A 23,749-nucleotide genomic window follows, 5' to 3' on the forward strand; every position below is an offset into this window, starting at 1 on the left:
GCCCGTGACAGCCCGCCGCTCCCGACTCCGCCGTGCCGCTCCGCTGCTCGGCGTGCTGCTCACGCTCGCGGCGTGCTCCAGCAGTCCCGACACCGGCGGGCCGGCCCAGGCGACCTCGGCCCCCAGCGGGTCGGTCGCGGCCGTGTGCGACAAGGAACCGGCCGGCCCGACGGCGGCGCCGGCCGGTGCGGTGATCGTCGACCCGGCCGTCCCCAACGACCTCGCCGTGAAGACGCGCTCGGCCGGCCCGGGCACGACGTTCTGGCTCAAGGCGGGCAAGCACATCCTCGGCGACGACAAGTACGACCAGGTCTCCCCGAAGGACGGCGACGTCTACATCGGCGCGCCCGGCGCGGTCCTCGACGGCCGGAAGATCAACCAGTACGCGTTCACCGGGCACGGGAACAACGTCAAGCTCACCTACCTGACCGTGCAGGGCTTCGCCGCACCGCGCGACGAAGGCGTCGTCAACCACGACTCGGGCGACGGCTGGCTGATCGAGCACTCGACGATCCAGGACAACGACGGCGCGGGCCTGATGGCGGGCGCGCGCCAGCAGGTGCGCGGCAACTGCCTGCGCCGCAACGGCCAGTACGGGATCAACGCCTTCTCCGGCAGCACCCCGATCACCGCGCTGGTCGTCGAGGGCAACGAGATCTCCGGCAACAACACGGGCGACTGGGAAGCGAAGATCGACGGCTGCGGCTGCACCGGCGGCGTCAAGTTCTGGGACGTCAACGGCGCCGACGTCCGCGGCAACTGGGTGCACGACAACCACGGCACCGGGCTGTGGGCCGACACCAACAACAACGACTTCCTCATCGAGGGCAACCTCATCGAGAACAACGACAGCGCCGCGATCATCTACGAGATCAGCTACAACGCGATCATCCGCGACAACACGATCCGGAAGAACAACTGGGTCGACGGCCGCCGGTACGCCGACAAGGGCGACAACTTCCCGACGCCGGCGATCTACATCTCCGAGTCCGGCGGCGAGCCGCGGATCAAGGCACGGACCGCGAAGATCGAGATCTCCCGCAACTTCCTGGAGAACAACTGGTCCGGGATCACGTTGTGGGAGAACGCCGACCGGTACTGCAACAGCCCGGCCAACACGTCGTCCGGCGACTGCACCCGCCTGGTGCCGAACGTGAAGACGTGCGCGGCCCCGGCGATCACCACCGCGCCGCTGCTGAGCGACTGCCGCTGGAAGACCCAGCACGTCGACATCCACGACAACAAGTTCGTCCTGGACCCGGCCGTGGTCGGCTGCCAGGCCTCGTGCGGCCGGATGGCCTTGCTGTCGAACTTCGGCACCTACCCGGACTGGTCGCCCTACAAGAACGACGTCGTCCAAGAGGCGATCACGTTCAAGCAGGACAACCGCTGGCACGACAACAGCTACGCCGGGCCGTGGACGTTCATCCCGTACACCACCGACCGGGTCATCGAGATCGGCGAATGGCAGGGCTCGCCGTACTCGCAGGACTCCGGAAGCACGTTCACGGCACAGGGCGGGGGCTGAGATGGCGACGCACACCGGAGTGGCGGCGAGGATCCGAGGCGAAGCCACGGTCGAGCCGGCGTCCTCGACGCCGAAGTGGGCGGCGCTGGCGTGGGCGCTGCTGATCATCAACACCCTCGGCTCGACCGGCGCGAAGACGGTCATCCCGCTGCCGCGGTCGGTCAGCCAGCTGGTCACGATGGGCTCGCTGATGACGGCCTTCGTGATCGCCCTGGCCCTGAACAAGCACCTGCGGATCAGGCCGAGCGCGTACCTGCTGCTGCTGACGTTGCTGCTGCTGTCCAGCATCCTGGCCAGCGCCGACCTGAAGGAAGGCGCGGGCGCGCTGTTCCGGTGCTTCCGGCTCACGGTCTTCCTCTCCACGCTCTGGTTGCTCACCCGCTGGTGGGACGGCGGGTTCGGGTTCGTCCGGTCCCATATCCGGACGTACGGGATCGTGCTCGCGTCGGTCGCGGTGGGCCTGGTCGTCTCGCCGGGCAACGCGATGCCCGAGGAGTACGGCGGCCGGCTGTCCGGCGCGATCTGGCCGCTCACGCCGCCGCAGATCGGCCAGTACGCCGCGGTCATCTCCGGGCTGACGCTCCTCCTCTGGTTCGGCCGCCGCACGACGTGGCGCAGCGCGCTGATCATCGTGGTGCCGGCGCTGGCGTTGCTGCTGCTCACACACACCCGCACGGCGACGCTCGGCCTGATCGCCGGGCTCCTGGTGGCTTTCCTGTCGATGGCGCTGACCAGCGCCCGCGCCCGCAAGGTGTTCGCCTGGACGGCCGGCGTCGGCGGCGTCGGCGGCATCGTGCTGGCCGGTGCGCTGCAGGCCTGGTTCCTCCGTGGGCAGAGCGCGGACAACTTCTCCAGCCTGACCGGCCGCGCGAAGGTGTGGGACGCGCTGCTGGAGGCCCCGCGGTCGACGTCGGAATACATCTTCGGCGTCGGCCTGACGGACAAGTCCTACGACGGCCTCCCGATCGACAACAGCTGGCTGGCGATCTACCACGAGCAGGGGTTCGTCGGGATCGCGCTGGTCGCGGGGTTCCTCCTCACGTTGGTCGTGGTGGCGGTGCTGCGGCCGCCGTCCCTGGCTCGCGCGTGCGCGATCTTCCTGATCACCTACTGCATTTCGGCCTCCTACACCGAGGCCGGCCTCGGCGACGCGTCGCCGTACCTGCTCCACCTGGCCCTGGCCGCGTCGCTGCTGGTCCGCGGGGTGCCGCAGTCCGACGAAGAAGCATTCATCCCGGCGAAGGGGGCAAGCGTGCGAGGTGCAGCCGCGTGAAGGTGCTCGTGGTCCACAACCGGTACCGGTCCGAGCAGCCGAGCGGGGAGAACAACGTCGTCGATGCCGAGGTGTCCCTGCTCGCCGAAGGTGGGCACAAGGTGTCGTTGTTCGAGCGCCGCAGCGACGACATCGCACAGATGCCGTTGCCCCGCAAGGCGACCGTCCCGCTGATGATCCCGTGGAACCCGGCGGTCCGGAAGGAACTCGCGGCCCGGCTGCGAGCGTCGCGCCCGGACGTCGTGCACATCCACAACACGTTCCCGCTGCTGTCGCCGTCGGTGGTCGCCGCCTGCGCGGACGCGGGTGTGCCCGCGGTCGCGACGCTGCACAACTACACGATGGTCTGCCCGCCGGGCACCCTGCACCGCGACGGCCACATCTGCACCGAGTGCGTCGGCGGCTCACCGCTGCCCGCGGTGAAGCACGGCTGCTACCGCGGCTCCAGCGCCGCGACGGTGCCGATGGCGGCCAGCATGGTCGCCAACCGCCGCCGGTGGTGGACGGGCGTTTCCCGGTTCTTCTGCATTTCGGCGGCGCAACGGGACCTCCTGGTGTCGGCCGGGATGCCCGGCGAGCGGATGGCGGTGAAGCACAACTTCGTCACCGACCCCGGCGTCCGCCGCACCGGCGACGGGAAGCACGTGCTGTTCCTCGGCCGCGTCACCGAGGAGAAGGGTGTCGGCCTGCTGATGCGGGCTTGGGACCAGCTCGGCGGCGCCCTGGGTGTGCCGCTGGTCATCGCCGGCACCGGCCCGATGCAGGACGAGGTCGCGGTCTGGGCGTCCGGCCGGCCGGACGTCTCATACGTCGGCCTGCAGAACAAAGCGGAGTGCCGTGCCCTGACCGCCGACGCCGTCGCCGTGGTGGCGCCGTCGACGTGGCTGGAGGCGTTCGGTCTGGTCGTCGTCGAGGCGATGGCGGCCGGCGTACCGACGGTCGCCGCGGCCCACGGCGCGTTCCCCGAGCTCGTCGAGGACGGCGTGACGGGGCTGCTGCACCAGCCGAACGACGCGGCCTCGCTCGCGGCCCGGCTGCGCGAGGTGACCGGCGACCGGAACCTGGAGATGGGGGACGCCGCCCGTGTCCGGTACGAGAAGGACTTCACCCCGGCGGTCGGTCTCGACCGGCTGATCTCCGGGTACCAGGCGGCGATCGAGGCGCACGGGTGAGGGAGCTCGTCCGGACGGCGCCCGAAGCTCTGCCGGTCGCGTTGCGCGCCCCGCTGGCGATGTCGGGTGCGCTGGCGACGGCGGTGCTCGTCGCGCTCGGCATCCTCCACTTCCACGACTCCGGCCTGGCCGGGATCGACGCAGCCGTGCTGCCGTCGCTCGACGGCGTCCGGCCGCCATGGCGGTACTTCGCGCTGATCTTCGACTTCGGTGGTGAACCGGTCGGGTCGACGATCCTGGTCGCACTGGTCGCCCTGGTCTGCTTCCTGGCCCACCGGGTCCGGGTGGCGGTGCTGACCGTCACCGGGGTGCTGGCCACGGTCGCGATCACGACGGTGCTGAAGCCGATCGTCGGCCGCCGGATCCACGGCGAGTTCCTGTCCTACCCGAGTGGCCACACGGCCCTCGCGACCGTGCTCGCGCTGGTCATCGGCCTTCTGCTGGCCGACCGACTGCACTTGGCCCGCGCGGCGGGGATGACACTCGTGCTCCTGCTGGCCGTGGTCGCCGGCATCGCGATGGGCTGGGCCGAGGTGGCGCTGGGCGCGCACTACCCGACGGACGCGATCGGCGGCTTCTGTGCCGCGCTGGCGGTGGTCCCCGCGACGGCCTGGCTGGTGGACCGCGTCGCCGATCGTCTCTGACGAACGTCTGGCCAACGGCGGGACGCACGCGCGTCGCGTGTCCGGACGGTCGCCGATCTCCCGATGCGTCCGGGCCCGCGCGACCGGCCCGGTGAACGTGTCGGTCCCGGCCGGTCCTGTTCGTCGGTGGGGTGACCGACTCGTGAAGGAGACCCCGATGATCCAGGACCTGATCGCCGCGGAACGCCGTGATCTGGCGGCCGTGCTCGACGGCCTGCCGCCGGCCGGATGGGCGACGCCGACGTTGTGCGCGGGCTGGCGCGTGCCGGAGGTGGTCGCCCACATGACGATGCCGTTCCGCCTGTCGACCGGCCGGTTCGCCCGCGAAATGCTGAAGTCCGCCGGCCGCTTCAACCACATGGCCGACCGGTTGGCTCGCCGCGACGCGGCCGAGCTGTCGCCCGAGGCGCTCGTCGCTTCGCTGCGCGACAACGCCGAACACCCCTGGCGGCCGCCGGGCGGGGGCGCGGAGGGGGCTCTGAGCCACGACGTGATCCACGGCCTGGACATCACGACCGCCTTGAAGCTCGACAGGAGCGTGCCCCTGGAGCGTCTCGAAGTGATTCTCGAAGGGCTCAAGCCGAAACAGGTGAAGTACTTCGGCACCGATCTGACGGACGTCTCCCTGCGCGCCGACGACCTCGACTGGTCGTACGGCACCGGCACGCCGCTCACGGGCGCCGCGCAGGATCTTCTGCTGGTGCTCTGCAATCGGCGGCTGCCCTCCGGGCGGCTGCGTGGTGCGCCGAGCTCGCGGTTCACCACGGTCTGAGCTCTCTTCGAAGCCGGTCCATCGTGGACAGCCGCGCGGTTCCGTACTGCAGGGCCTGCAGGCCCGCGGCCCGCGCGGCGGCGACGTTCTCCTCCCGGTCGTCGATCAGGAGGATGCGATCCGGCACCACGTCGAGCTGCCGGCACAGGCCGGTGAACGCTTCGGGATCGGGTTTGCGCACGCCGGTGTCTCCGCTGACGAACCAGTCGGTGAGGTATTCGGCGAGTCCGAACCGCTCGCGCAGCAGCTTGGACCACTCGCTGACGTCGTCGCTGAGACAGGCGAGCCGCACGCCCGTCGTGTCGAGTTCGGCGAGCACCGCGACGACGCCCTCGGTGAGGCGGTGGCCGCGGCAGTATTCGTCGTCCGGCACGCCGGGCACGCCGGCCGCCGCCCAGAAGTCCGCGGAGGACATCTTGCCGAGGCTGCATTCCAGGTACAGCTGGGTGATGTCACGCCTGTCGAGCACACATCCCTTGCCGCGCAGGAAAGGGACGAGCAGCTCACCGACATCGTCGGCGCACGAGTAGAGGACGCCCATCGCGTCGAACGCGACGATGTCGATCGCATCGCGGCGGAGGGGTTCGGGAACGGGGCTCGAGGTGGCCATGTCTCCGACGGTACCGAACACCCGTGCGAAAGCCATCCCTGAAACGGGTGAACCGCGCGGTGTCCGGAAACTTCCGTTCGCGACTTTTCCCTTGTGTCGCAACGGAAATCGCGGCCGATTTCAGGAGCGGCGCCGAAAACTGTCGGACCCCGTCGCCAGGATCCAGATCAGCAGCCGGCGGACCCACCGTCGAACGAAGAACACACGTCCTGCGAGTACGGGCCCGCCCGCCAGCCCGCAGGATCGACCGTCCTGGAGGTGTCATGCACGACGAAGGTCCACGGCCCCGTGTAGGAGTTGTCGTGCCAGCGGTTGTCCTGCTGGAAGGTGATGGCCTCCTGGACCGCGGTTCCCTTGTAGGGCGACCATTCCGGGAACGTCCCGTAGTTCGCCAGCAGTGCCATCCGCCCGCAGAGGCTCGTGCAGCCGAGCTGTCCGGGTTCGAACCGGAAGGTGTTCCCGTGGATCTCCACGTGCTGGGTCTTCCAGCGGCAGTTGTCGTACGCCGGTGGTTTCGCGATCGTGCCCGCGCCGCACGAGGACGAGGAGGCGACCTTCGTGCAATAGCCCGAAGAGGTGTTCGCCGGACTGGTGCAGAAGCGGTCGGCGTTCTCCCACAGCGTGATGCCGGACCAGTTGTCGACGAACGTGTTCCCGCTGATGTCGACGGCCGACGTCCGCGCCGGCACCCGGGATTCGCCGCCCGACTCCGACAGGTACACCGTCGCCGCCGGGAAGTTGTCGCCGCGCGCCGCGAACGCGCGGCCCTGGACCAGGCTGTTGCCGCGGAAGGTGTTGCCGCGCAGCACGAGGTTGTAGCTCGTCTCGTAGAACAGCGCCTCGGCGTCGTTGCCCTCGAACAGGTTGTCCTCGACGAGGAAGTCGTTGTTGTTCGTGTCGGCCCACAGGCCGGCGCCGTGGTTGCCGTGGACCCAGTTGCCGCGGACGTCGGCGCCGTTCACGGCCCAGAACTTGGCGCCGCCGCTGCAGCCGCAGCCCGGGACCTTGGCCTCCCAGTCGCCCGTGTTGTTGCCGGTGATCTCGTTGCCCTCCAGCACGAGGCCGGTGATGCGGTCGCCGGCCTGGTACGCGTTGAGCCCGTACTGGCCGTTGTTCCGCAGGCAGCTGTGCCGCACGACCTGGCCCGCGCCGGCCATCAGTGCGGCGCCGGCGTTGTCTTCGATGGTGGCGTTCTCGATGAGCCAGCCGTTGCCGGAGTCGTGGTTGACCACGCCCTGGTCCTGCAGCGCGGCGAAGCCGCGGATCGTCAGTCCCCGGATCTCGACGTCGCGGGCCTGCTGGGTGAACGCCGCGCGGTTGACGCCGCGGCCGTCGACGACCGCTCCCGGGGCGCCGAGGTAGACGTCACCGTCCTTGGGCGCGACCTGGCCGAACTCGTCGGTGCCGAGGGTGTGGGTGCCGGGCCGGAGCCAGAAGGTCGTGCCGGGCGGGTTCGCCGCCGTTTTGGCCGAGAGGTCCCCGTCGACGCCCGGATCGACGGAGACCGCCCCGGAGGGCGCTTCCTCGTACACCGCGGGCTGGTGGTCGCACACCGGCCCGGGCCCGTCGGCGCCCTCCGCGATCGCCGGGCAAGCCACGGCGATCAAGAGCGAGCAAGCACCGACGAGAAACGCACGAGATCTGCCCATGGCAGGACGCTACGCACGATCGGGCGGGAAAACAGTCACCCTGCAGTGTCCTCATCGGACCCACGGAGTGAATCCGGCTCCCCGGGGCGGCGAGCCGGCGTGTTTCCGTGGAGACGGCACCGCCCGGTGGCCGGTCGGGACCGGGCACCGGGCGGGTCGCGGTTCCTTGCGGAGTCAGGCGCGCTTGCGGAAGACCGGCTGCACCGGGCGGCCGCCCATCCACGGCGTGGGGTCGTTGGCGTCGAGAGCCTTGCGGTAGACCGTGCAGGCCTGGGCGACCACGTCGATCGTCTTGTCGATGTCCGCCTCGGTGAGCGCGGCGCTGACCACGAAGGACGGGCCGAGCACCCCGCCGGAGATCAGCTCGCGCAGGAACAGCGTCCGGTACGGCTGCGACGGCTTGCCTTCTTCGTCGAGCGTGCCGAAGACCATGTTGCTGGCCCGGCCGCGGACGACCACGTGGTCCTCGACGCCGATCCCGGCCGCGACGTCGCGGACGCCGGCGGCGAGCCGGTCGCCGAGGGCGTGCATGCGGCCGATGACGTCCTCGTCCCGGTAGACGTCCATCACCGCCATCGCGGCGGCGAGGGAATGGGTTTCGGCGCCGTGGGTGGTCGAGAGCAGGAACACCCGCTCCCGGTCGGTGCGCAGGCCGCCGATCTCCATCAGGTCCCGCTTGCCGGCGAGGGCGGAGACGGCGAAACCGTTGCCGAGCGCCTTGCCGAACGTCGAGAGGTCCGGGGTGACGCCGTAGAGGCCCTGCGCGCCGTGGGCGGACCAGCGGAAGCCGGTGATCATCTCGTCGAAGATCAGCACCACGCCGTGGCGGGTGGCGAGCTCCCGCAGGCCCTGCAGGTACCCCGGCGGCGGTTCGGCCGCCGCGGCCGGCTCCAGGATCAGGCACGCGATCTCGCCGTCGTGGCGCTGCAGCAGCTCCTCCGCGGCCTGCAGGTCGCCGTACGGGAAGGACACCGTCTGCTCGGTCGTCTCGTCCGGGATGCCCGCGTTCATCGGCGTGGTGCCGATGAACCAGTCGTCGGTCGAGAAGAACGCGTGGTCGGCGCACTTCGCGACGAGCTTGCGCCCGGTGGCCGCGCGGGCCAGCCGGACCGCCGCAGTGGTGGCGTCGGAGCCGTTCTTGGTGAACTTCACCATGTCGGCCGTCGGCACGTTTTCGAGGAACCGTTCGGCGGCCTCGGCCTCGATGATCGACGGGCGGATGAAGTTGCTGCCCTTGTCCAGTTCGCCGCGGACGGCGTCGAGGACGCGGGGGTGGGCGTGGCCCAGGCTGACCGCTCTCAGCCCGGAGCCGTACTCGATGTACTCGTTGCCGTCGACGTCCCAGACGTGGCCGCCGCGGCCGTGGGAGATGACCGGGGCCATCTCGAAGGGATACTGGTCCGAGCCCTTGGCGTAAGTGTGCGCACCACCCGGAATGACCCGGTGCAGCCGCTCGTTCGCCGTCGTGGAGCGGGGCAAGTTCGTTCCCATGGGGGTCACCTCGTTGGTTTCAACGCCTCTCCGAGAGACGGCGCACGTTCGTCTCGGTCACTCACCAGTGTGACTGACAGTGGCCAGGAAATGTCCAATTCAGGGTCTTTGTACGAAATCGTAATGTCTTCGTTCGGGTTGTGCGCCCGATCGATACGGTACGAAACGTCGGAGGGATCGGTGAGTGACTGGAATCCGTGCGCGCACCCCGCGGGGATGTACACGGAAACCTGCGTCTCACCCGAAAGTTCGAACGTCTTGATATTTCGGAATGTCGGGGAATCCGGTCGGAGGTCCACCACGACGTCGAAGATCGCGCCGTGCGAACAGCGCACGAGCTTCGATTCGCCGGCCCCGCCGCGCAGGTGCATCCCGCGCACGACTCCCTTGCGGGACCGGGAAAGGCTGTCCTGGGCGAAGCCGTCGGGATCGATCCCGACGGACGCGACGACCTCGCGGTCGAAGGTGCGGCTGAAGAAGCCGCGTTCGTCGGCGTGTGGTGTCGGTTCGAACAGGTACACGCCCTCGATTTCGGGCACCGGAATGGCCTTCATCGCCCACCCCCGAAGAGGGCCGCCGAAAGGGCGGCGAACTGGTCCTTGAGCCGTTGCGCGTTCATCTCGTTCCGTTCCAGCAGCGTCTGGCGCAGTTCGGCCGACCGGTTCTCCAGTTCGGTGAACTGCTCGACGAGACGGTCGAAGTCGACGGTCTTCGCCCGCTGGGTGAAACCGCCGAGCCCCATCTCCGTCATGAGGACGTCGTTCTTCGGCGCGTACCCGATCGCCACGGTCGGTTTCGCGACCTTCAGGGCGCAGAGCACGTTGTGGTAGCGCGTCGCCACCACGCGGTCCACCGCGGCCATCTCGTGCATCAGTTCGTCCAGGGTCTCCGCCGAGGCCGCCGTCACCAGCGGGGAAGCGGTCTTCTCGATGATCTCGTCGACGACCTGCCGGTCGATCTGATCGCCGATGAAGAGCCGGACCGGTCTGTCCTGGTCAACGAGCCAAGCGACAAAACGGTTCATCGTGTCGACGTAGTGGCGGTAGATCCGGTCGGCCTCGGCGCGGTCGTCGTTGCCGCCGTAATAGGCCATCACACCGACGCCGACGGTGCCCGGCGTGCCGGCGCCGTCCGGAGTGGGGAGGGAGAACGCCAGGTCCGGGTACACCTGGTCGCGGCTGGTGTCGACGCCCATGGCGCGCATCGCGTCGCGGGAGATGTCGTCGCGGTAGGAGCGGTAGGCCGCGAGCCGGCCGACCCAGCGGACCAGCGTCCGCGTGGCCCGTGCGCTGATCTCGTTGGCGCCGACGCTGACCAGCGCGACCTTCGTCCCGAAGAGCTTTCCCGTGGCCGAGAGGAGGAACAGCGAATACGGAAAACCCCAGGGGCGCAACGGAAGCGTTGCTTCGAGGACGCCCATGCCGGGCACGATCACGACGTCCTGCTTGCGGACCCACGCGGCCGTGCGGCCGATGTCGACGAGCTTGCCGAGTCCCTTGAGGACGATCGACCGGAGGCCGGACGCCGTCTCGTACTCGGACTGGTTCCAGTGCAGCGGCGTGGTGTCGAGGCCGTACCGCTCGCGGACGATCTCCGGACCGCCCACGAGGGCGCTCAGCACCGCGTCCGGGTACTCGGCGCGCAGGTAGCCGAGCACGGCTTCGAGGGAACCGTCGTTGCCGAGGTTTCCCGAGCCGAGCAGGCCGAACACTCCGACGCGTGGGGCACGCCTCACGCGAGCCTGCCTTCCCGGCCGGCCACGATCTCGTTGACCGTGGCGACGTCGGAGGCGGTCGGCGCGCGGTCCTCGACGCGCTCGCCGTGGCCGGAGCGCGCGCGGTCGGTCAGCCAGCTGCCGAGGTGCCGGAAGCACTCGCGCTTGTCGGCGCCCGAGATCGGGGAGCGGCGGATCAGGTCGGCGAACCCGACGATGTACTCGCCGACCAGGCGGACGGTGGGATTCCGGAGCCGGTCCGCGCGCCGCGGGTCGAGGTTGGCGCACCGGCTCCGGATGGTCGGGTTGGCCCGCTCTGCGCGGCCCGGGTGGTCGCGGCGGAAGTACAGCAGCTCGGGCACCTGGTAGAAGGGGCCGTGCAGGGCCATCTCGGCCGAGTACGTGCGGTCGGCGTGGTGGTAGCTGTCGAGCGGCTTGACGCGGCGCAGGACGTCGGCGCGGATGACGCCGTAGAAGTCGTCGCCGCCGGGCTCGAACAGGATGCTGCGGAAACGGTCCGGGGCGTGCCGGGAGCCGGTGTCGAGGGTGTACTCGAGCGGCTGGACGATGCGGCCGTCGCCGTCGATGATGGCCTGGTCGCAGTGGGCGAGGATGACGTCCGGGCGCTCGTCGAGGGCTTCGATGCAGCGCTTGAGGAGGTCGCGGGCGTAGAGGTCGTCGTGGGAGACCCACTTGAAGAGCTCGGTGCGGGAGACGTCGAACACGAAGTTGTGGTTCGGTGTCGCGCCGATGTTCTTCGGCTGGCGGACGTAGCGGATCCGCGAGTCCTTCTCGGCGTAGCGGCGGCAGATCTCGTCGGTCGCGTCGGTGGACGCGTTGTCCGAGATGATCAGCTCGTAGTCCTCGTAGGTCTGGCCGAGCAGCGCGTCCAGTGACTCGGCGAGGTACTCCTCGCCGTTGTACACCGGAAGGCCGAGGCTCAGCCGCGGGACGGTGGTCATGGAGTCCTCATTCCTTGATCGGCTCTTGGATCGGGGCGAAGACCACGGTGGTTTCGTTGATCGTCTCCTTGATCGGCGCGAAGACGATCGTGGTCTCGTTGGCCCCGGCGTCGTCCAGGGCCGGCGGCACGTACTCGCGAAGCCCGAGCCGCAGCTGCCACCACCAGATGACGGACCCGGTGAGCGTCGCGGTCGCGACGCCCCACGCGGATCCGGCCGCGTCACCCAGGAAGGCTCCGGTGATGCCGAACGTGACGTAGAAGAGGGAGGCGATCAGCTGCGACCGCAGGCTCCGCGGGGCGGCGCCGAGGGCACGGAGACCGGCGGCGGCGCCGGTCGCGAAGCTCGCGCCGACCACGGCGAGGGTGACCGGCAGGATCAGCGGGGACGACGAGTCCCACACCGAGCCCATCACCCAGCGGCCGGCCGAGTCGGGGACCAGGAACAGCAGCCCGAGGCCCCAGCACAGGGCGGCGCCGGCCTGGCCGCCGCCGAGGATCACGCAGAAGTGCTTCAGCCGGTGTGGCGCCCGCTTGAGCACCCGTGCGCCCTCGGCGACGGTGACCAGGGACAGCCCCATGAGCAGGGCCAGGAACGGGCCGAGGAGCTGCTCGGCGCCGCGGACCGCGCCGACCGCCGTGATGCCGGCGATCGCGCCGAGGCCGTACGCGCGCAGCTGGGACGCGCCGCTGTTGCTGACGTTCTCGACGAGGTAGCGGACGCTCAGGTCGCGTTGCTGCCGGAACCACCCCAGCGCTTCGCGGGGGTGGGGGAGGATGCCGGTCTGGAACCAGCCGAACAGGGCCGCGACCGCGCCGGAGAGGCCCCAGGCCAGCACGAACGCGACCACGGTGTGGATCTGGGCGGCGACGAACAGCGCCGGCAGCAGGGCCACGCCCCAGACGCAGTCGTTGATGAACGCCTTCTTGCCCTCGCCCTTGGCGAAGAACGCGAAGCGCCAGGCGTCCTGCAGCAGCAGCCCGGGAAGCACCACGGCGAGCGCGACGAACGCGCTGCCGAGCGGGCCGCCCGCGGCCAGCCCGGCGACCAGGCTGATCACGCCGGTCACGCAGCCGACACCGATCGCGGTGCCGGACGCGCTCGCGACGCCGGAGCGCCAGCGATCCCGCGCGACGGCGCTGAAGCGCACCATCAGCGGGTCGGTGGCCAGGCCGCGCGAGACGTTCAGCACCACGCCGTAGGTCACCCAGGCGAGGCTGAAGACGCCGAAGGCGAACGTCCCGAGCGAACGCGCGACGTACAGGCCGACGGCGAAGTTGGTCAGGCTCGACACCGCCTGGTCGCCGAGGCCCCAGCTCAGCCGTCCGGCCATGGCGCGCACGGCGCCGTTCCGGAGCAGCGAACCGGCGGCCCGGCGATGGTTGGCCACGTCGCTCACTCCTTGACCAGGCCGGCGTCGTGCAGGGCACGAGCCGCGACGTCGACGATGTCGAACGGCAGCCCGGCCCGTTCGGCGATGTCGAGGAGCGAGTGGTCGCCGTCGGAGAGGCTGAGCACCCAGAGCATCGCCATCTGGGCTTCCTTGGCGTCGCTGCGGCCGCCGAGCGAGCTGTACAGCCCGCGCTTGCCGAGCTGCGGCTCGCCGTACGGGCTGAGGTTGACGTAGCGGCGGTTGCGGTCCAGGACGCCGAAAGCGTCGCGAAGCGCGCCGAGCGTGTCCTCCATGGCCGCGGGCGAGACGAAGCCCGGGTTGTCGGCGGAGGTGTGGTACTCCGGGTAGCCCGCGTACGGCGTCCGCGTCAGGGAGCCGACGCCGAGGTTGAAGCCCGGCGAGCAGAACTGGCGCTCGTCGTAGCCGTACGGCGAGAAGTCGACGACCTTGTGCTCGCGCGAGCGAAGCACGTGCTGCACTACGCGGTCGATCTCGGCGTCGTCGCGGCGGGACTTCTTGTACGTCAGCGGGCCCGGGTCGCCCGCGCACGCCAGCACCACCCCGTGCTTGATCTTTTCGATCCGCGAAGAGTTGCGCGCGAGCCAGGTGATCGAGCCGATCGTGCCTGGCATGAACAGGAACCGGTACGTGTAGTGGGGCTGGGTGAGAGCCAGCTGCTGGGCCAGCGAGATCGCGACGGCGATGCCGGCGAGGTTGTCGTTGGCCAGCGACGGGTGGCACACGTGGCAGGAGACGATGACCTCGTCGGTGACGCGGCCCGGGACGACGTGCTCGCCGTAGGTGAGCGAGCCGTCGGCCAGTGTCGAGTCGATGACGACGTCGTACTCGCCGTCGGGCAGCGCGTCCAGCTTCTCCTGCGCGAGGCAGAATCCCCAGGCCGGGGCGTAGTAGCTGGTCCGGTAGGGCACCCACGACGGCTGGTCCGGCAGCGTGTGCAGGTGCTCCCGCAGCTCGCTCAGCGGCAGCCGTTCCGACACCGGGACGCTGTAGCCGACGACGTGCAGGTTCGACTCCCGGAAGTCGATTACCCGCTCACCGGAAGGCGCGGCGACGTACGCGTCGCGGATGTTCCACTCCTGCGGGATCGTCCAGTCCAGCACCTGGGTGCCGGTCGGGACCTCGTGCCGCTCCAGCGGAATGTGCTCGCCGATGATGTCCAGGGTCTGCCGCACGCCGTCGCCGGTGATGCTGCGGCAGATCGGGTACAGCCGCTCGACCAGGGCGTGCAGTTCCGCCCCGGTCCGCAGCTGCGCGCCGCCCGCCACTAGTGCCGCCGCATGGTGTCGTCGACGCGGCCCGCTTCGCCCTCGCTGCGCAGCCAGGCGAGCCTGGTGAACAGCTTGTCGAACGACTCCCTGGTCAGGCCGAACTTCCGGTAGGCCTCGATCAGCTCGACGGCGCCGTCCTTGACCGACCACTCGCAGGCGAAGCCCGGGATGGCCTCGCGGAAGCGCGAGAAGTCGACGCGGTAGGAGCGCGGGTCGGCGCCGGCCTCGCCGGTGATGTTCAGGGTCGAGCCCGGCACGGCCTCGACGACCTCCTGGGCGATCTCGGCGACGGTGACGTTGTTGTCCTCGGTGCCGATGTTGAAGGCCTTGTTGTGCACGGCCTCCTTCGGCGCCGTCAGCGCGGCGGTGAACGCGCGCGCGATGTCCTGGGCGTGCACCAGCGGCCGCCACGGCGTGCCGTCGGAGAGCACCAGCACCTCGCCGGACAGGTGCGCGTGCGCCGTGAGGTTGTTCAGCACGATGTCGCCGCGCAGGCGGGGCGAGTAGCCGAACGCCGTCGCGTTGCGCATGTAGACCGGGGTGAAGTCGTCGTCGGCGAGCTCGTGGACGTCGGCCTCGACGCGCACCTTCGACTCGGCGTACGGCGTCACGGGCTTCAGCGGCGCGTCCTCGTTGACGAGGTTGTCGCCGCCCGCGCCGTACACCGAGCAGGTCGACGCGTAGAGGTACCGACCGACGCCGGCGTCCTTCGCCAGCTTCGCGAGCTTCACCGACGCGTGGTGGTTGATGTCGTAGGTCAGCTCGGGCGCGAGCGAACCCAGCGGGTCGTTCGACAGCGCGGCCAGGTGGATCACCGCGTCGACGCCGGTCACGTGCTTGGCCGTGACGTCGCGCAGGTCGACCGCGTAGCCGCCCGGGTCGGCCGGCGCGGGTCCGAGCAGGCACTGTTCGAACAGCCCGGAGTCGAGGCCGACGACCTCGTGGCCGGCCGCGGCGAGCACCGGGGCCATCACCGTGCCCAGGTAGCCCTTGTGCCCCGTCAGCAACACCCGCATCGAATTCAGCCCTTCAGGTCGAGAGTGAGTTTCTTGACGAAAAACGCTTCGGCGTACTTCGCGGCCGCTTCGATCCCGCGGATCCGGGCCAGGCCGAGGAAGGCCTCCCGGTCGTACCAGCCGCGGTGCCGCTGCGACGCGTAGTGCGTCTGCAGCAGCCGCACCTTCTCCTCGGCGACGTCGTCGTCGAGGGGCTGGTAGACGGACGGGGCGCCGAGGTCGCCGTCCCACTTGACGATCTCGTAGCCCAGCGCCAGGTGGTCGCGGAACGCCGTCGGCACCAGCTTGGCCAGCCCGCGGTGGTCCTGGTGCGCGTCGTCGGTGCGCGGCGCCAGGATGACGTCGGGGTCGGTCCGCCGCCGCAGCTCCTCCAGCGCGTTCTTGGCCTCTTCCCAGTGCGCCGGGAACCGGCCGTCGGGGAGCTTCAGCACCGTGACGTCGACCTGCGCGCCGGGGCAGAACGCCGCCAGCGCCGCACGCTCCTCGTCCTCGCGGGGTGTGCCACCGCCGGAGAGGACCAGCGCGTCGACCCGCAGGCCGGGCCGCGAATTGCAGATCGTCAGCAGGGTGCCGCCGGCGCCGATCGCGATGTCGTCGCAGTGCGCGCCGAGGGCGACGACACTGCCGAGCCGTCCCGGCCGCAGCCCGATCACGCGGTGCTCGCGGCGGGCTGCTCCCAGAGCGCCCAGGGCTTCTTGCCGTGCGTGTACGCGTCGTCGAGTGCCGCGCGCTCCTTGACCGTGTCGGTCGGCTTCCAGAACCCGCGGTACGGGTAGGCCAGCAGCCGGCCGCGCTTGGCCAGCTCGCCGCAGCCGTCGGCGACCAGGTCGCCGTTCTCCGGGATGTGGTCGAAGACCTCCTGGCGCAGCACGAAGTACCCGCCGTTCTCCCACAGCGGCATCTCGCTGACGGCGGTGATCGCGCCGACCATGCCGCCCTCGTTCATCTCGACGCAGTGGAACGACGACTGCGGCGGCACGACCATCATCGACGCGCCGGCGTCGGTGTTCTCGAAGCGTTCGATCATGTCGGGCAGCGGCGCGTCGGACAGGACGTCGGCGTAGTTCGCGAGGAACATCTCCTCGCCGTCGAGGTAGTCGCGGACGCGGCGCAGGCGCTCGCCGATCGGCGACTCGATCCCGGTCTGCACGAAGGTGATCGTCCAGTCGGCGATGTCCGTCGACAGCAGCTCCGGCTTGCCGTTGCGCAGGATGAAGTCGTTGGAAATGGTTTCCTGGTAGTTCAGGAAGAAGTTCTTGATGTGCGCCGCGCCGTAGCCGAGGCACAGGATGAACTCCGTGTGCCCGAAGTGCGCGTAATACCGCATGACGTGCCAGATGAGCGGTCTCGGGCCGACCATGGCCATCGGCTTCGGGACGTCGTCGGCCGCGCCGTTGCGCATCCGCATCCCGTAACCACCGCAGAACAGTACGACCTTCACTTCACGACACCTCGACGATTTCCAGGCGGGGAATGGGGAACACGAGCTTTCCGCCCCAGGCACCCACGAACGACAGCTGTTCGGTCAGTTCCTCCCGGAGGTTCCACGGGAGAACGAGCACGTAGTCGGGCCGATCGGCTTCGATCCGCTCCGGGGGCAGCACCGGGATGCGCGTGCCCGGGGTGAAGCGGCCGTGCTTGTACGGGTTGCGATCGACGGTGTAGCTCAGCAGGTCCGTGCGGATCCCGCAGTGGTTCAGCAGGGTGTTGCCCTTGCCCGGGGCGCCGTAGCCGACGACGGTCTTCCCGTCGTTGCGCGCCTCGATGAGGAACTTCAGCAGGTCCAGCCGCACGCGGGTGACGCGCTCGGCGAACTCGGTGTACCCGGACAGCTCGTGCAGCCCGGCGGCTTTCTCCTGCTCCAGCACGTCGGTCATCCGCTCGCTGGGCTCGCCCGCGACCTCGTCGGGACGCGCCCAGAGCCGGATCGACCCGCCGTGCGTCGGCACGAGCTCGACGTCGACCACGGTCAGGCCGCCGGTCGCCAGCGCGCGGCGGGCCGATTCGACCGTGTAGTACTGGAAGTGCTCGTGGTAGATCGTGTCGTACTGGTTCTTCTCGATCAGCGTGAGCAGGTGCTGGACCTCGATGGAGACCCAGCCGTCGTCCGCGACCAGGGCGCGCAGGCCCTTGGTGAAGCCGAGGACGTCGGGGATGTGCGCGTAGACGTTGTTCGCGGCGACCAGGTCGGCCGGCCCGTGCTCCTCGCGCACCTGACGGCCGGTTTCCTCGGAGAGGAAGGCCGTCAGGGTGGGCACGCCGGCGTCGCGCGCCGCCTGCCCGACGTTCACCGAAGGTTCGACACCCAGACACCGGATCCCGTGGCCGACGACGTGCTTGAGCAGGTAACCGTCGTTGCTGGCGACTTCGACGACGAACGACTTCTCGTCCAGGCCCAGCCGCTCCACCGAGCCGTCGACGAACCGCTTCGCGTGCTCCACCCACGACGTCGAGAAGGAGGAGAAGTACGCGTACTCCGTGAAGGTGTCGTCCGGGTCGATCAACGGCGGGATCTGCGCCAGCCAGCACTCGGTGCACACGATGAGGTGCAGCGGGAAAGTGGCTTCCGGCTCGTCGAGCTGTTCGGCGGTCAGAAATCGCTCACACGGGGGAGTCGCGCCGAGGTCCACGACGCTGGCCGTGTTTGTCGAACCGCAGAGTCGACATGTGGTCATCTACCAGGCTCCTTGGACTCGCGGTCGCGATATGCGTTAGACACGTCGAGCGGCGGCGGAAGGTCGTTACAGCGACGCGTGGCGGGTCGGTGGACCGATTCGGAACCGCAACATCACCACGCCGACCAGGTGACCTGTGGCGCAGATCACGGATAGTGCCGGTCCGGATCCGTAACGTCCACAGTGGACCTGGGCCCTACGCTGGGCGGATGACTTCGGAGCCGACTCCCCGCCTGAGCGGGGTCGCTGGTGTGGTGCTGACGGTCCGGTTCCTGACGGAACTGGCACTTTTGGGCGGCCTGGCCCTGGCCGGCACCCAGCTCGGCGGCGGCTTGGCGCCGGCGATCGTCGACGCGATCTTGCTGCCGGTGGTGGCGGCCGCGATCTGGGGTCTGTTCATCGCTCCGAAGGCGAACCGGCGGCTCCCGGAACCGGCCCGTTTCCTGGTGGAGTTCGTCCTCTTCGCGGTGACCGGCGTGGTGCTGGCGCTGGTCGGCTGGGTGGTCGCCGGGATCGTGCTGGCGGTCGTCGGGATCGGCGTCGCGGCGCTGACCCGGCGCGTCGCCAAAGACGGCTGAAGGCCTCCCCGTCAAGACGGGGAGGCCTTCGAAAACCGCAGGTCAGAGCTTGTTCGCCACCGGGATGACGTCCGTGGCGAAACGCTCGATCACCGCGAGGTCCGGGACGCCCGGGACCCAGCCGAGGACCGCGTCGATGCCCAGGCCGGCCAGGCGCTCCAGCTCCTCCAGCAGCGCCCCGGTCGACGAGCCGTCCGCGCCCGTGTCGAGCCACAGGGCCACCGTCTTGGTGATCTCGCTGTAGTCGCGGCCCTCCGCTTCGCAGTGCGCCCGGAGTACCGACAGCTTGTGCTCCAGGTCGGGCCCCGCGATCAGGTTGCAGGCGTCGCCGTACTTCGCGACGAAGCGCAGCGTCTTCTTCTCGCCGCCTCCGCCGATCATGATCGGCGGGTGGGGACGGGACAGCGCCTGCGGGACGTTCATGAGCCGCTCCGCCGTCACGTGGGTGCCGGTGAAGCCCGAATCATCCGATGACCACATCTGGTGGACGTACCGCAGCGCGTCCTCCAGCTGCTCGAAGCGTTCCTTCGTCGACGGGTAGCGCATGCCGAGGCCACGCGCTTCCTCCTCGTTCCAGCCCGCGCCGAGGCCGAGCACCGCGCGGCCGCCGGAGAGCACGTCCAGTGTCGTGATCGCCTTGGCGAGCAGGCCCGGGTGGCGGTAGATCACGCCGCTGACCAGCGTCAACAGCTTCACCTGCGACGTGTGCGCCGCCAGGAAGCCGAGCGTGGTGTACGCCTCCAGCATCTCGTGCTCGGGCGGCCCGTAGCGCGAGATCTGGAAGAAGTGGTCCATCACCGACAGGTAGCCGAAGCCGGCTTCGTCGGCGGCGCGGGCCGTCGCGGCGAGGTCGGCGCCGAGGGCCGCCGGGCCGTTCGGGTACGTCTGCTGGGCGAGGTGGAGACCTAGTTTCATCCGATGTTCTCCGCGGCCGGGATGACGTCGGTGCCGAACTTCTCGAGCACCGCCTGGTTGTGCACGTGCGGGACCATGCCGAGGGCGACCTCGATGCCGAGCCCGTTCAGCCGCTCCAGCTCCTTCAGCAGCTCGTCGGTCTTCTCGCCGTCTTCGCCGATGTCGAGGATGTGGTAGACGGTCTTGGTGATCGAGTCGTAGTCGCGGCCCTCGGTCTCGCAGTGCTGCTTGAGGACGTCGAGCTTGTGCTCCAGCTCCGGGCTGTTGAAGAGGTTGCACTGGTCGGCGTACTTCGCGACGAAGCGCAGGGTCTTCTTCTCGCCGCCGCCCCCGATCATGATCGGCGGCCGCGGGCTCGAAAGCACCTGCGGCACGTTCAGGAGCCGCGAAGCGTCGAAGTGCGCGCTCTTGAACGGCGCGTCGCCCTCGGCCCACATCTGGAGGATGTACTGGAGGTTCTCCTCCAGCAGCTCGAAGCGCTCCTTCACCGGCGGGAAGGGGAAGCCGAGGCCCTTCGACTCGTCCTCGTTCCAGCCCGCGCCGACGCCGAGGATCGCGCGGCCGCCGGAGAGCACGTCCAGCGTCGTGATCGCCTTGGCCAGCAGGCCCGGGTGGCGGTAGAGGACACCGGTGACGACGGTCAGCAGCTTGGCGCGCTCGGTGTGCGCCGCGATGAAGCCGAGGGTGGTGTACGCCTCGAGCATGTCGTTTTCGACGGGGCCGACCCCGCCGATCTGGAAGAAGTGGTCCATCACGGCGATGGAGTCGAAGCCCGCTTGGTCGGCGGTGCGGACGACGGAGGCCAGGTCGGCGCCCAGCGCGGACGCCCCGTTCGGCCAGGTGAAGTCGGGGATCTGCAGTCCGAGTTTCATAGTCTCCGACCGTATACCTGGAGTTACCCCAGGTGCCTGCTCAGAAATCCCCGATCAGGGAAACCCTGCCGTGCAAAGGATCCGTGACGAACACCGTGTGCGTGCGCTGGTCGACGGCGACGTCGCCGGGGTTGACACCCAGCGACAGGTCGCCGGTCAGCGTGCCGGTGGCGCCGTCGATCCGGCCGATCCCGTTCTGGCCGCCGTTGGTGTACACCGTGTTCGTGCCCTGGTGCACCGCGAGCGCGGAGGATTCACTGCGCAGCAAAACGGTCTTGCGTTCGGTGCGCGTCGAGGAGTCCACAATGGACATGTGGTGGATGCCGGAGTTCGCGACGTACACCGTGCCGCTCGCGGCGTGCACCGCGACCGCCGTCGGCTTCGCGCCGACGTGCACGCTCGCGACGAACTTCCCGGCGTCGATGTCGAACACCTCCACCGAATCGGTGTCGGTGCTGGCGCAGTAGGCCAGCTTGCGGCCGGGGTCGACGGCGATGCCGCCCAAGCTCGGTTTCGGGCCGGGCACGAGGGTCGCCAGTGAGCAGCTGACGCCGTCGAGCACGGCGAGCATGCCGGTGCCGCCGCTGGCCGCGTAGACGCGGTTGGCCTGCTCGTCCACCGCCAGGGTGGCCGCGCCGGCGCCCGCGCCGATCACGCTGACCAGGTCGTGCGTGCGGCCGTCCAGCACCACGACGGTGCCGGCCGGCGGGTTGGCGACGTAGATCCGGTTGGCGACCGGGTCGACCGCGATGTCACCGGGCGCCCCGCCGACGTGGACCACCGCGCCGACCGTGGCGCTCTGCGGATCCACCACGGAAACGGTGCCGGCCTGGGGATCCGTGACGTAACCGAGCCCGGTGACCGGGTTCACCGCGATCCCGGTCGGGGCGCCGCCCAGATCGATCGACCGGACGTTCTCCGCGCGCGCGACCCCCGGCAGGACCAGGGCCCCGGCACCCGCCGCGACCAGGGCGAACAGGGTCCTCCGGCGTATCTGGCGGCCTCGCATCGGCGCCTCCGCTCGTGATCGATTCGCCTCCCGAGCGTAACCCGCACGATGATCACGCGAAGGAACTTCGGGTCCCCCGATCGCGTTGTTTCCAGTGGGTAACCCACCTGAAGAGCGGAAAGAGCGGACGGAGGCGAGCGCGCGTGCACGGGCACCAGAACGGACTCAAGACGGCGTTGCTGCTCGGCCTGCTCTCGGCGATCATCGTCGCGATCAGCGGGCTCTTCGGCCGCGGCGCCCTGGTCATCGGCCTGGTCATCGCCCTCGGGATGAACGCCTTCGCCTACTTCAACTCCGACAAGCTGGCGTTGCGGGCGATGCACGCCCAGCCGGTGTCCGAGGCCGAGCAGCCCGCGATGTACCGGATCGTGCGCGAACTCGCGACGGTCGCCCGCCAGCCGATGCCGGCGCTGTACCTCAGCCCGACGGCCGCGCCGAACGCGTTCGCCACCGGACGCAGCCCGCGTCACGCCGCCGTCTGCTGCACTACAGGCATCCTCGACCTGCTCGACGAGCGCGAGCTGCGGGCCGTGCTCGGTCACGAGCTGTCCCACGTCTACAACCGCGACATCCTGATTTCGTGCGTCGCCGGGGCCCTGGCGAGCCTGATCAGCGTGCTCGCGAACATCGCGCTGTTCTTCGGCGGCAACAACCGCGACGGGAACCCGCTGGTCGGCCTGCTGCTGATCTTCATCGGGCCGATCGCGGCGGCCGTCATCCGGATGGGCGTGAGCCGGTCGCGGGAGTACCAAGCGGACGCGTCCGGCGCCGAGCTGACCGGTGACCCGCTGGGCCTCGCCTCGGCGTTGCGCAAGCTGGAGGCGGGCACGCGGGCGCGGCCGCTGGTCGCCGAGCCGCAACTGGTCTCGCAGTCGCACCTGATGATCGCGAACCCGTTCCGCCCGGGCGAAGGCCTGAGCAAGATGTTCTCGACGCACCCGCCGATCGCCGACCGCATCGCCCGGCTCGAGGAGATGGCCCGCCGCGCCCCCGGCAGCCTCTGACCCCAGGCGTCACTTTCGTAGGGAAAGATGCGTTTCTTCCACATGCTGGGACGGGGAATCCACATCGGGGACGCGGAGTTGCGCAGGCATGGTCTCCGCAGAGCTGCACCTGGGCGTCGCCATCGACGGGGCCGGGTATCACCCGGCCGCGTGGCGCGTGTCCGCGGCCGAGCCCGCCGCGCTGTTCACCTCGGGCCACTACCTGCAGTACGCGAAGCTCGCCGAAGCCGCTTCGCTCGACTTCGTCACCCTCGACGACTCGCTGGCGCTGCAGTCCGGCGGCGAGGAGGTCGTCCGCGGGCGTCTCGACGCGCTGCTCACGCTGTCCGCGATCGCGCCCGTGACCAGCCGGATCGGCCTGGTGCCGACGGTCACCACCACGCACACCGAGCCGTTCCACGTCTCGACGTCGGTCGCGACGCTGGACTACGCCAGCCGCGGGCGCGCCGGCGTGCTCGCCGTGCCTTCGCGCACCGACGCCGAGGCCGCGCACTTCGGCCGTCGCCCGGCCCCCGCCGAGGCAGCCGCGGAAGCGGAGAACGCCGAGGTGCTCGACGTCGTCACCCGGCTCTGGGACAGCTGGGAGGACGACGCGATCGTCCGCGACGCGGCGACCGGCCGGTTCATCGACCGGGACAAGCTGCACTACGTCGACTTCGAGGGCGGCTTCTTCAGCGTGAAGGGCCCGTCGATCACGCCGCGGCCGCCGCAGGGCCACCCGGTGACCGCGGTCTACGGCGATTCGCCGCACGCCGTCGCCGCCGACCTGGTCGTGACCAGGGCGGATCACCTCGACGCCGTCCGCGCCGCGGCCGCGCGGTTCCCCGGCGCGAAGGTGCTCGCCACGGTCTCGATCGTGCTGGCCGAAACCGCGCAGACGGCCCGGGACCGGCGGCGCGAGCTGGACGCGCTGACGCCGTTCGAGCCCGTCGGCCTCTCGTTCGTCGGCACGCCCGCGCAGCTGGCCGCCGAGCTGCCGCGCTGGGCCGCCGAGACCGGCGTCGCCGGCTTCCACCTGCGGCCCGCGGTCCTGCCCGACGACCTCGACCTGCTGGCCGGCGAGGTCGTCCCGGCGCTGCGCGCGGCCGGCGCGTTCCGGTCCGCCTACCGCGGCGAGACGTTGCGCGAGCACCTCGGGCTCGGCCGCGCGGTCAACCAGTACGCCGTCACCCCGGGAGCCTGA

General features: G+C 70.0%; 23 protein-coding genes. 8 read left to right on the forward strand and 15 right to left on the reverse strand.

All coding sequences use genetic code 11. The features are described from left to right. Positions 1–4 precede the first annotated feature (4 nt). From OHS18_RS33820 to OHS18_RS33840, 5 genes are all read left to right on the forward strand, one after another. Positions 5–1,528, forward strand: coding sequence for a right-handed parallel beta-helix repeat-containing protein (locus OHS18_RS33820; RefSeq protein ID WP_328445699.1), 1,524 nt, complete (start codon positions 5–7; stop codon positions 1,526–1,528). A 1-nt stretch (position 1,529) separates the two neighbouring features. After that, entirely contained in the window at positions 1,530–2,801 is a 1,272-nt protein-coding gene (locus OHS18_RS33825; RefSeq protein WP_328445697.1) for an O-antigen ligase domain-containing protein, read from the forward strand. Continuing rightward, positions 2,798–3,973, forward strand: coding sequence for a glycosyltransferase (locus OHS18_RS33830; RefSeq protein ID WP_328445695.1), 1,176 nt, complete (start codon positions 2,798–2,800; stop codon positions 3,971–3,973). The genes OHS18_RS33825 and OHS18_RS33830 overlap by 4 nt, the downstream gene beginning before the upstream one ends. Beyond that, positions 3,970–4,617, forward strand: a complete 648-nt coding sequence (locus OHS18_RS33835; RefSeq protein ID WP_328445693.1) for a phosphatase PAP2 family protein — start codon at positions 3,970–3,972, stop codon at positions 4,615–4,617. The genes OHS18_RS33830 and OHS18_RS33835 overlap by 4 nt, the downstream gene beginning before the upstream one ends. 157 nt (positions 4,618–4,774) lie before the next feature. Beyond that, positions 4,775–5,389 carry a maleylpyruvate isomerase family mycothiol-dependent enzyme gene (locus OHS18_RS33840; protein ID WP_328613571.1) on the forward strand — a complete coding sequence of 205 codons (615 nt, stop codon included), beginning with the start codon at positions 4,775–4,777 and terminating at the stop codon, positions 5,387–5,389. Here OHS18_RS33840 and OHS18_RS33845 read toward each other — a convergent pair. From OHS18_RS33845 to OHS18_RS33900, 12 genes are all read right to left on the reverse strand, one after another. Continuing rightward, entirely contained in the window at positions 5,376–5,999 is a 624-nt protein-coding gene (locus tag OHS18_RS33845; protein WP_328613572.1) for an HAD family hydrolase, read from the reverse strand. The two genes, OHS18_RS33840 and OHS18_RS33845, sit on opposite strands and share 14 nt — an antisense overlap. A 167-nt stretch (positions 6,000–6,166) precedes the next feature. Next, positions 6,167–7,648: a right-handed parallel beta-helix repeat-containing protein gene (locus tag OHS18_RS33850; RefSeq protein ID WP_328613573.1), complete on the reverse strand. Its 1,482-nt coding sequence runs from the start codon at positions 7,646–7,648 to the stop codon at positions 6,167–6,169. Between the two features lie 174 nt (positions 7,649–7,822). Further along, a complete protein-coding gene (locus tag OHS18_RS33855; protein ID WP_328445685.1) occupies positions 7,823–9,139 on the reverse strand; it encodes a glutamate-1-semialdehyde 2,1-aminomutase in 1,317 nt (438 codons plus the stop codon). Between the two features lie 5 nt (positions 9,140–9,144). Then, complete coding sequence (rfbC, locus tag OHS18_RS33860; protein WP_328445683.1) at positions 9,145–9,693, reverse strand: dTDP-4-dehydrorhamnose 3,5-epimerase; 549 nt, start codon at positions 9,691–9,693, stop codon at positions 9,145–9,147. Continuing rightward, positions 9,690–10,874, reverse strand: coding sequence for a polysaccharide pyruvyl transferase family protein (locus tag OHS18_RS33865; protein ID WP_328613574.1), 1,185 nt, complete (start codon positions 10,872–10,874; stop codon positions 9,690–9,692). Before OHS18_RS33865 ends, rfbC begins: the two co-directional genes overlap by 4 nt. Further along, positions 10,871–11,815, reverse strand: a complete 945-nt coding sequence (locus tag OHS18_RS33870; protein ID WP_326956123.1) for a glycosyltransferase family 2 protein — start codon at positions 11,813–11,815, stop codon at positions 10,871–10,873. The genes OHS18_RS33865 and OHS18_RS33870 overlap by 4 nt, the downstream gene beginning before the upstream one ends. A gap of 7 nt (positions 11,816–11,822) precedes the next feature. Beyond that, positions 11,823–13,205: a hypothetical protein gene (locus tag OHS18_RS33875; protein WP_328613575.1), complete on the reverse strand. Its 1,383-nt coding sequence runs from the start codon at positions 13,203–13,205 to the stop codon at positions 11,823–11,825. A gap of 5 nt (positions 13,206–13,210) precedes the next feature. Continuing rightward, the gene (locus OHS18_RS33880) at positions 13,211–14,494 is read right to left on the reverse strand and encodes a DUF4910 domain-containing protein (protein WP_442875298.1); all 1,284 of its coding nucleotides are present in this window, start codon (positions 14,492–14,494) and stop codon (positions 13,211–13,213) included. After that, complete coding sequence (locus tag OHS18_RS33885) at positions 14,494–15,513, reverse strand: NAD-dependent epimerase/dehydratase family protein (protein WP_328613576.1); 1,020 nt, start codon at positions 15,511–15,513, stop codon at positions 14,494–14,496. Before OHS18_RS33885 ends, OHS18_RS33880 begins: the two co-directional genes overlap by 1 nt. Positions 15,514–15,518: 5 nt before the next feature. After that, positions 15,519–16,166, reverse strand: coding sequence for a PIG-L deacetylase family protein (locus tag OHS18_RS33890; RefSeq protein ID WP_328445675.1), 648 nt, complete (start codon positions 16,164–16,166; stop codon positions 15,519–15,521). Continuing rightward, on the reverse strand, positions 16,163–16,954 hold the full coding sequence (locus OHS18_RS33895) for a glucose-1-phosphate cytidylyltransferase (protein WP_328445673.1): 792 nt from the start codon (positions 16,952–16,954) through the stop codon (positions 16,163–16,165). The genes OHS18_RS33890 and OHS18_RS33895 overlap by 4 nt, the downstream gene beginning before the upstream one ends. A gap of 1 nt (position 16,955) precedes the next feature. After that, complete coding sequence (locus tag OHS18_RS33900; RefSeq protein WP_328613577.1) at positions 16,956–18,188, reverse strand: class I SAM-dependent methyltransferase; 1,233 nt, start codon at positions 18,186–18,188, stop codon at positions 16,956–16,958. Positions 18,189–18,397: 209 nt separating this feature from the next. On the opposite strand from OHS18_RS33900, the gene OHS18_RS33905 reads away from it, so the two are divergent. After that, positions 18,398–18,766, forward strand: a complete 369-nt coding sequence (locus tag OHS18_RS33905) for a YrdB family protein (protein ID WP_328445669.1) — start codon at positions 18,398–18,400, stop codon at positions 18,764–18,766. Between the two features lie 42 nt (positions 18,767–18,808). Here OHS18_RS33905 and OHS18_RS33910 read toward each other — a convergent pair whose 3' ends face one another. Genes OHS18_RS33910 through OHS18_RS33920 form a run of 3 tightly spaced genes read right to left on the reverse strand, consistent with a single transcriptional unit; the run spans position 18,809 to position 21,562 of the window. After that, positions 18,809–19,681, reverse strand: a complete 873-nt coding sequence (locus OHS18_RS33910; RefSeq protein ID WP_328445667.1) for an LLM class F420-dependent oxidoreductase — start codon at positions 19,679–19,681, stop codon at positions 18,809–18,811. Continuing rightward, on the reverse strand, positions 19,678–20,553 hold the full coding sequence (locus OHS18_RS33915) for an LLM class F420-dependent oxidoreductase (protein ID WP_328613578.1): 876 nt from the start codon (positions 20,551–20,553) through the stop codon (positions 19,678–19,680). Before OHS18_RS33915 ends, OHS18_RS33910 begins: the two co-directional genes overlap by 4 nt. A 40-nt stretch (positions 20,554–20,593) precedes the next feature. Further along, positions 20,594–21,562 carry a YncE family protein gene (locus OHS18_RS33920; RefSeq protein WP_328613579.1) on the reverse strand — a complete coding sequence of 323 codons (969 nt, stop codon included), beginning with the start codon at positions 21,560–21,562 and terminating at the stop codon, positions 20,594–20,596. 143 nt (positions 21,563–21,705) lie between these two features. Here OHS18_RS33920 and htpX point away from each other — a divergent pair, with 143 nt between their 5' ends. Together htpX and OHS18_RS33930 are read left to right on the forward strand one after the other, a co-directional pair. Continuing rightward, positions 21,706–22,566, forward strand: a complete 861-nt coding sequence (gene htpX / locus OHS18_RS33925; protein ID WP_328445661.1) for a zinc metalloprotease HtpX — start codon at positions 21,706–21,708, stop codon at positions 22,564–22,566. An 88-nt stretch (positions 22,567–22,654) separates the two neighbouring features. Beyond that, positions 22,655–23,749: an LLM class flavin-dependent oxidoreductase gene (locus OHS18_RS33930; RefSeq protein WP_328613580.1), complete on the forward strand. Its 1,095-nt coding sequence runs from the start codon at positions 22,655–22,657 to the stop codon at positions 23,747–23,749.

The sequence above is a fragment of the Amycolatopsis sp. NBC_00355 genome (assembly GCF_036104975.1).
Lineage (GTDB): Bacteria > Actinomycetota > Actinomycetes > Mycobacteriales > Pseudonocardiaceae > Amycolatopsis.

Bases quoted from the DNA above. Each gene is read 5' to 3' on its own strand.
- OHS18_RS33825 (WP_328445697.1), top strand. From the start codon at position 1,530: ATGGCGACGCACACCGGAGTGGCGGCGAGGATCCGAGGCGAAGCCACG.
- OHS18_RS33840 (WP_328613571.1), top strand. From the start codon at position 4,775: ATGATCCAGGACCTGATCGCCGCGGAACGCCGTGATCTGGCGGCCGTG.
- OHS18_RS33845 (WP_328613572.1), bottom strand. From the start codon at position 5,999: ATGGCCACCTCGAGCCCCGTTCCCGAACCCCTCCGCCGCGATGCGATC.
- OHS18_RS33850 (WP_328613573.1), bottom strand. From the start codon at position 7,648: ATGGGCAGATCTCGTGCGTTTCTCGTCGGTGCTTGCTCGCTCTTGATC.
- OHS18_RS33855 (WP_328445685.1), bottom strand. From the start codon at position 9,139: ATGGGAACGAACTTGCCCCGCTCCACGACGGCGAACGAGCGGCTGCAC.
- rfbC (WP_328445683.1), bottom strand. From the start codon at position 9,693: ATGAAGGCCATTCCGGTGCCCGAAATCGAGGGCGTGTACCTGTTCGAA.
- OHS18_RS33870 (WP_326956123.1), bottom strand. From the start codon at position 11,815: ATGACCACCGTCCCGCGGCTGAGCCTCGGCCTTCCGGTGTACAACGGC.
- OHS18_RS33885 (WP_328613576.1), bottom strand. From the start codon at position 15,513: ATGCGGGTGTTGCTGACGGGGCACAAGGGCTACCTGGGCACGGTGATG.
- OHS18_RS33900 (WP_328613577.1), bottom strand. From the start codon at position 18,188: ATGACCACATGTCGACTCTGCGGTTCGACAAACACGGCCAGCGTCGTG.
- OHS18_RS33905 (WP_328445669.1), top strand. From the start codon at position 18,398: ATGACTTCGGAGCCGACTCCCCGCCTGAGCGGGGTCGCTGGTGTGGTG.
- OHS18_RS33910 (WP_328445667.1), bottom strand. From the start codon at position 19,681: ATGAAACTAGGTCTCCACCTCGCCCAGCAGACGTACCCGAACGGCCCG.
- OHS18_RS33915 (WP_328613578.1), bottom strand. From the start codon at position 20,553: ATGAAACTCGGACTGCAGATCCCCGACTTCACCTGGCCGAACGGGGCG.
- OHS18_RS33920 (WP_328613579.1), bottom strand. From the start codon at position 21,562: ATGCGAGGCCGCCAGATACGCCGGAGGACCCTGTTCGCCCTGGTCGCG.
- OHS18_RS33930 (WP_328613580.1), top strand. From the start codon at position 22,655: ATGGTCTCCGCAGAGCTGCACCTGGGCGTCGCCATCGACGGGGCCGGG.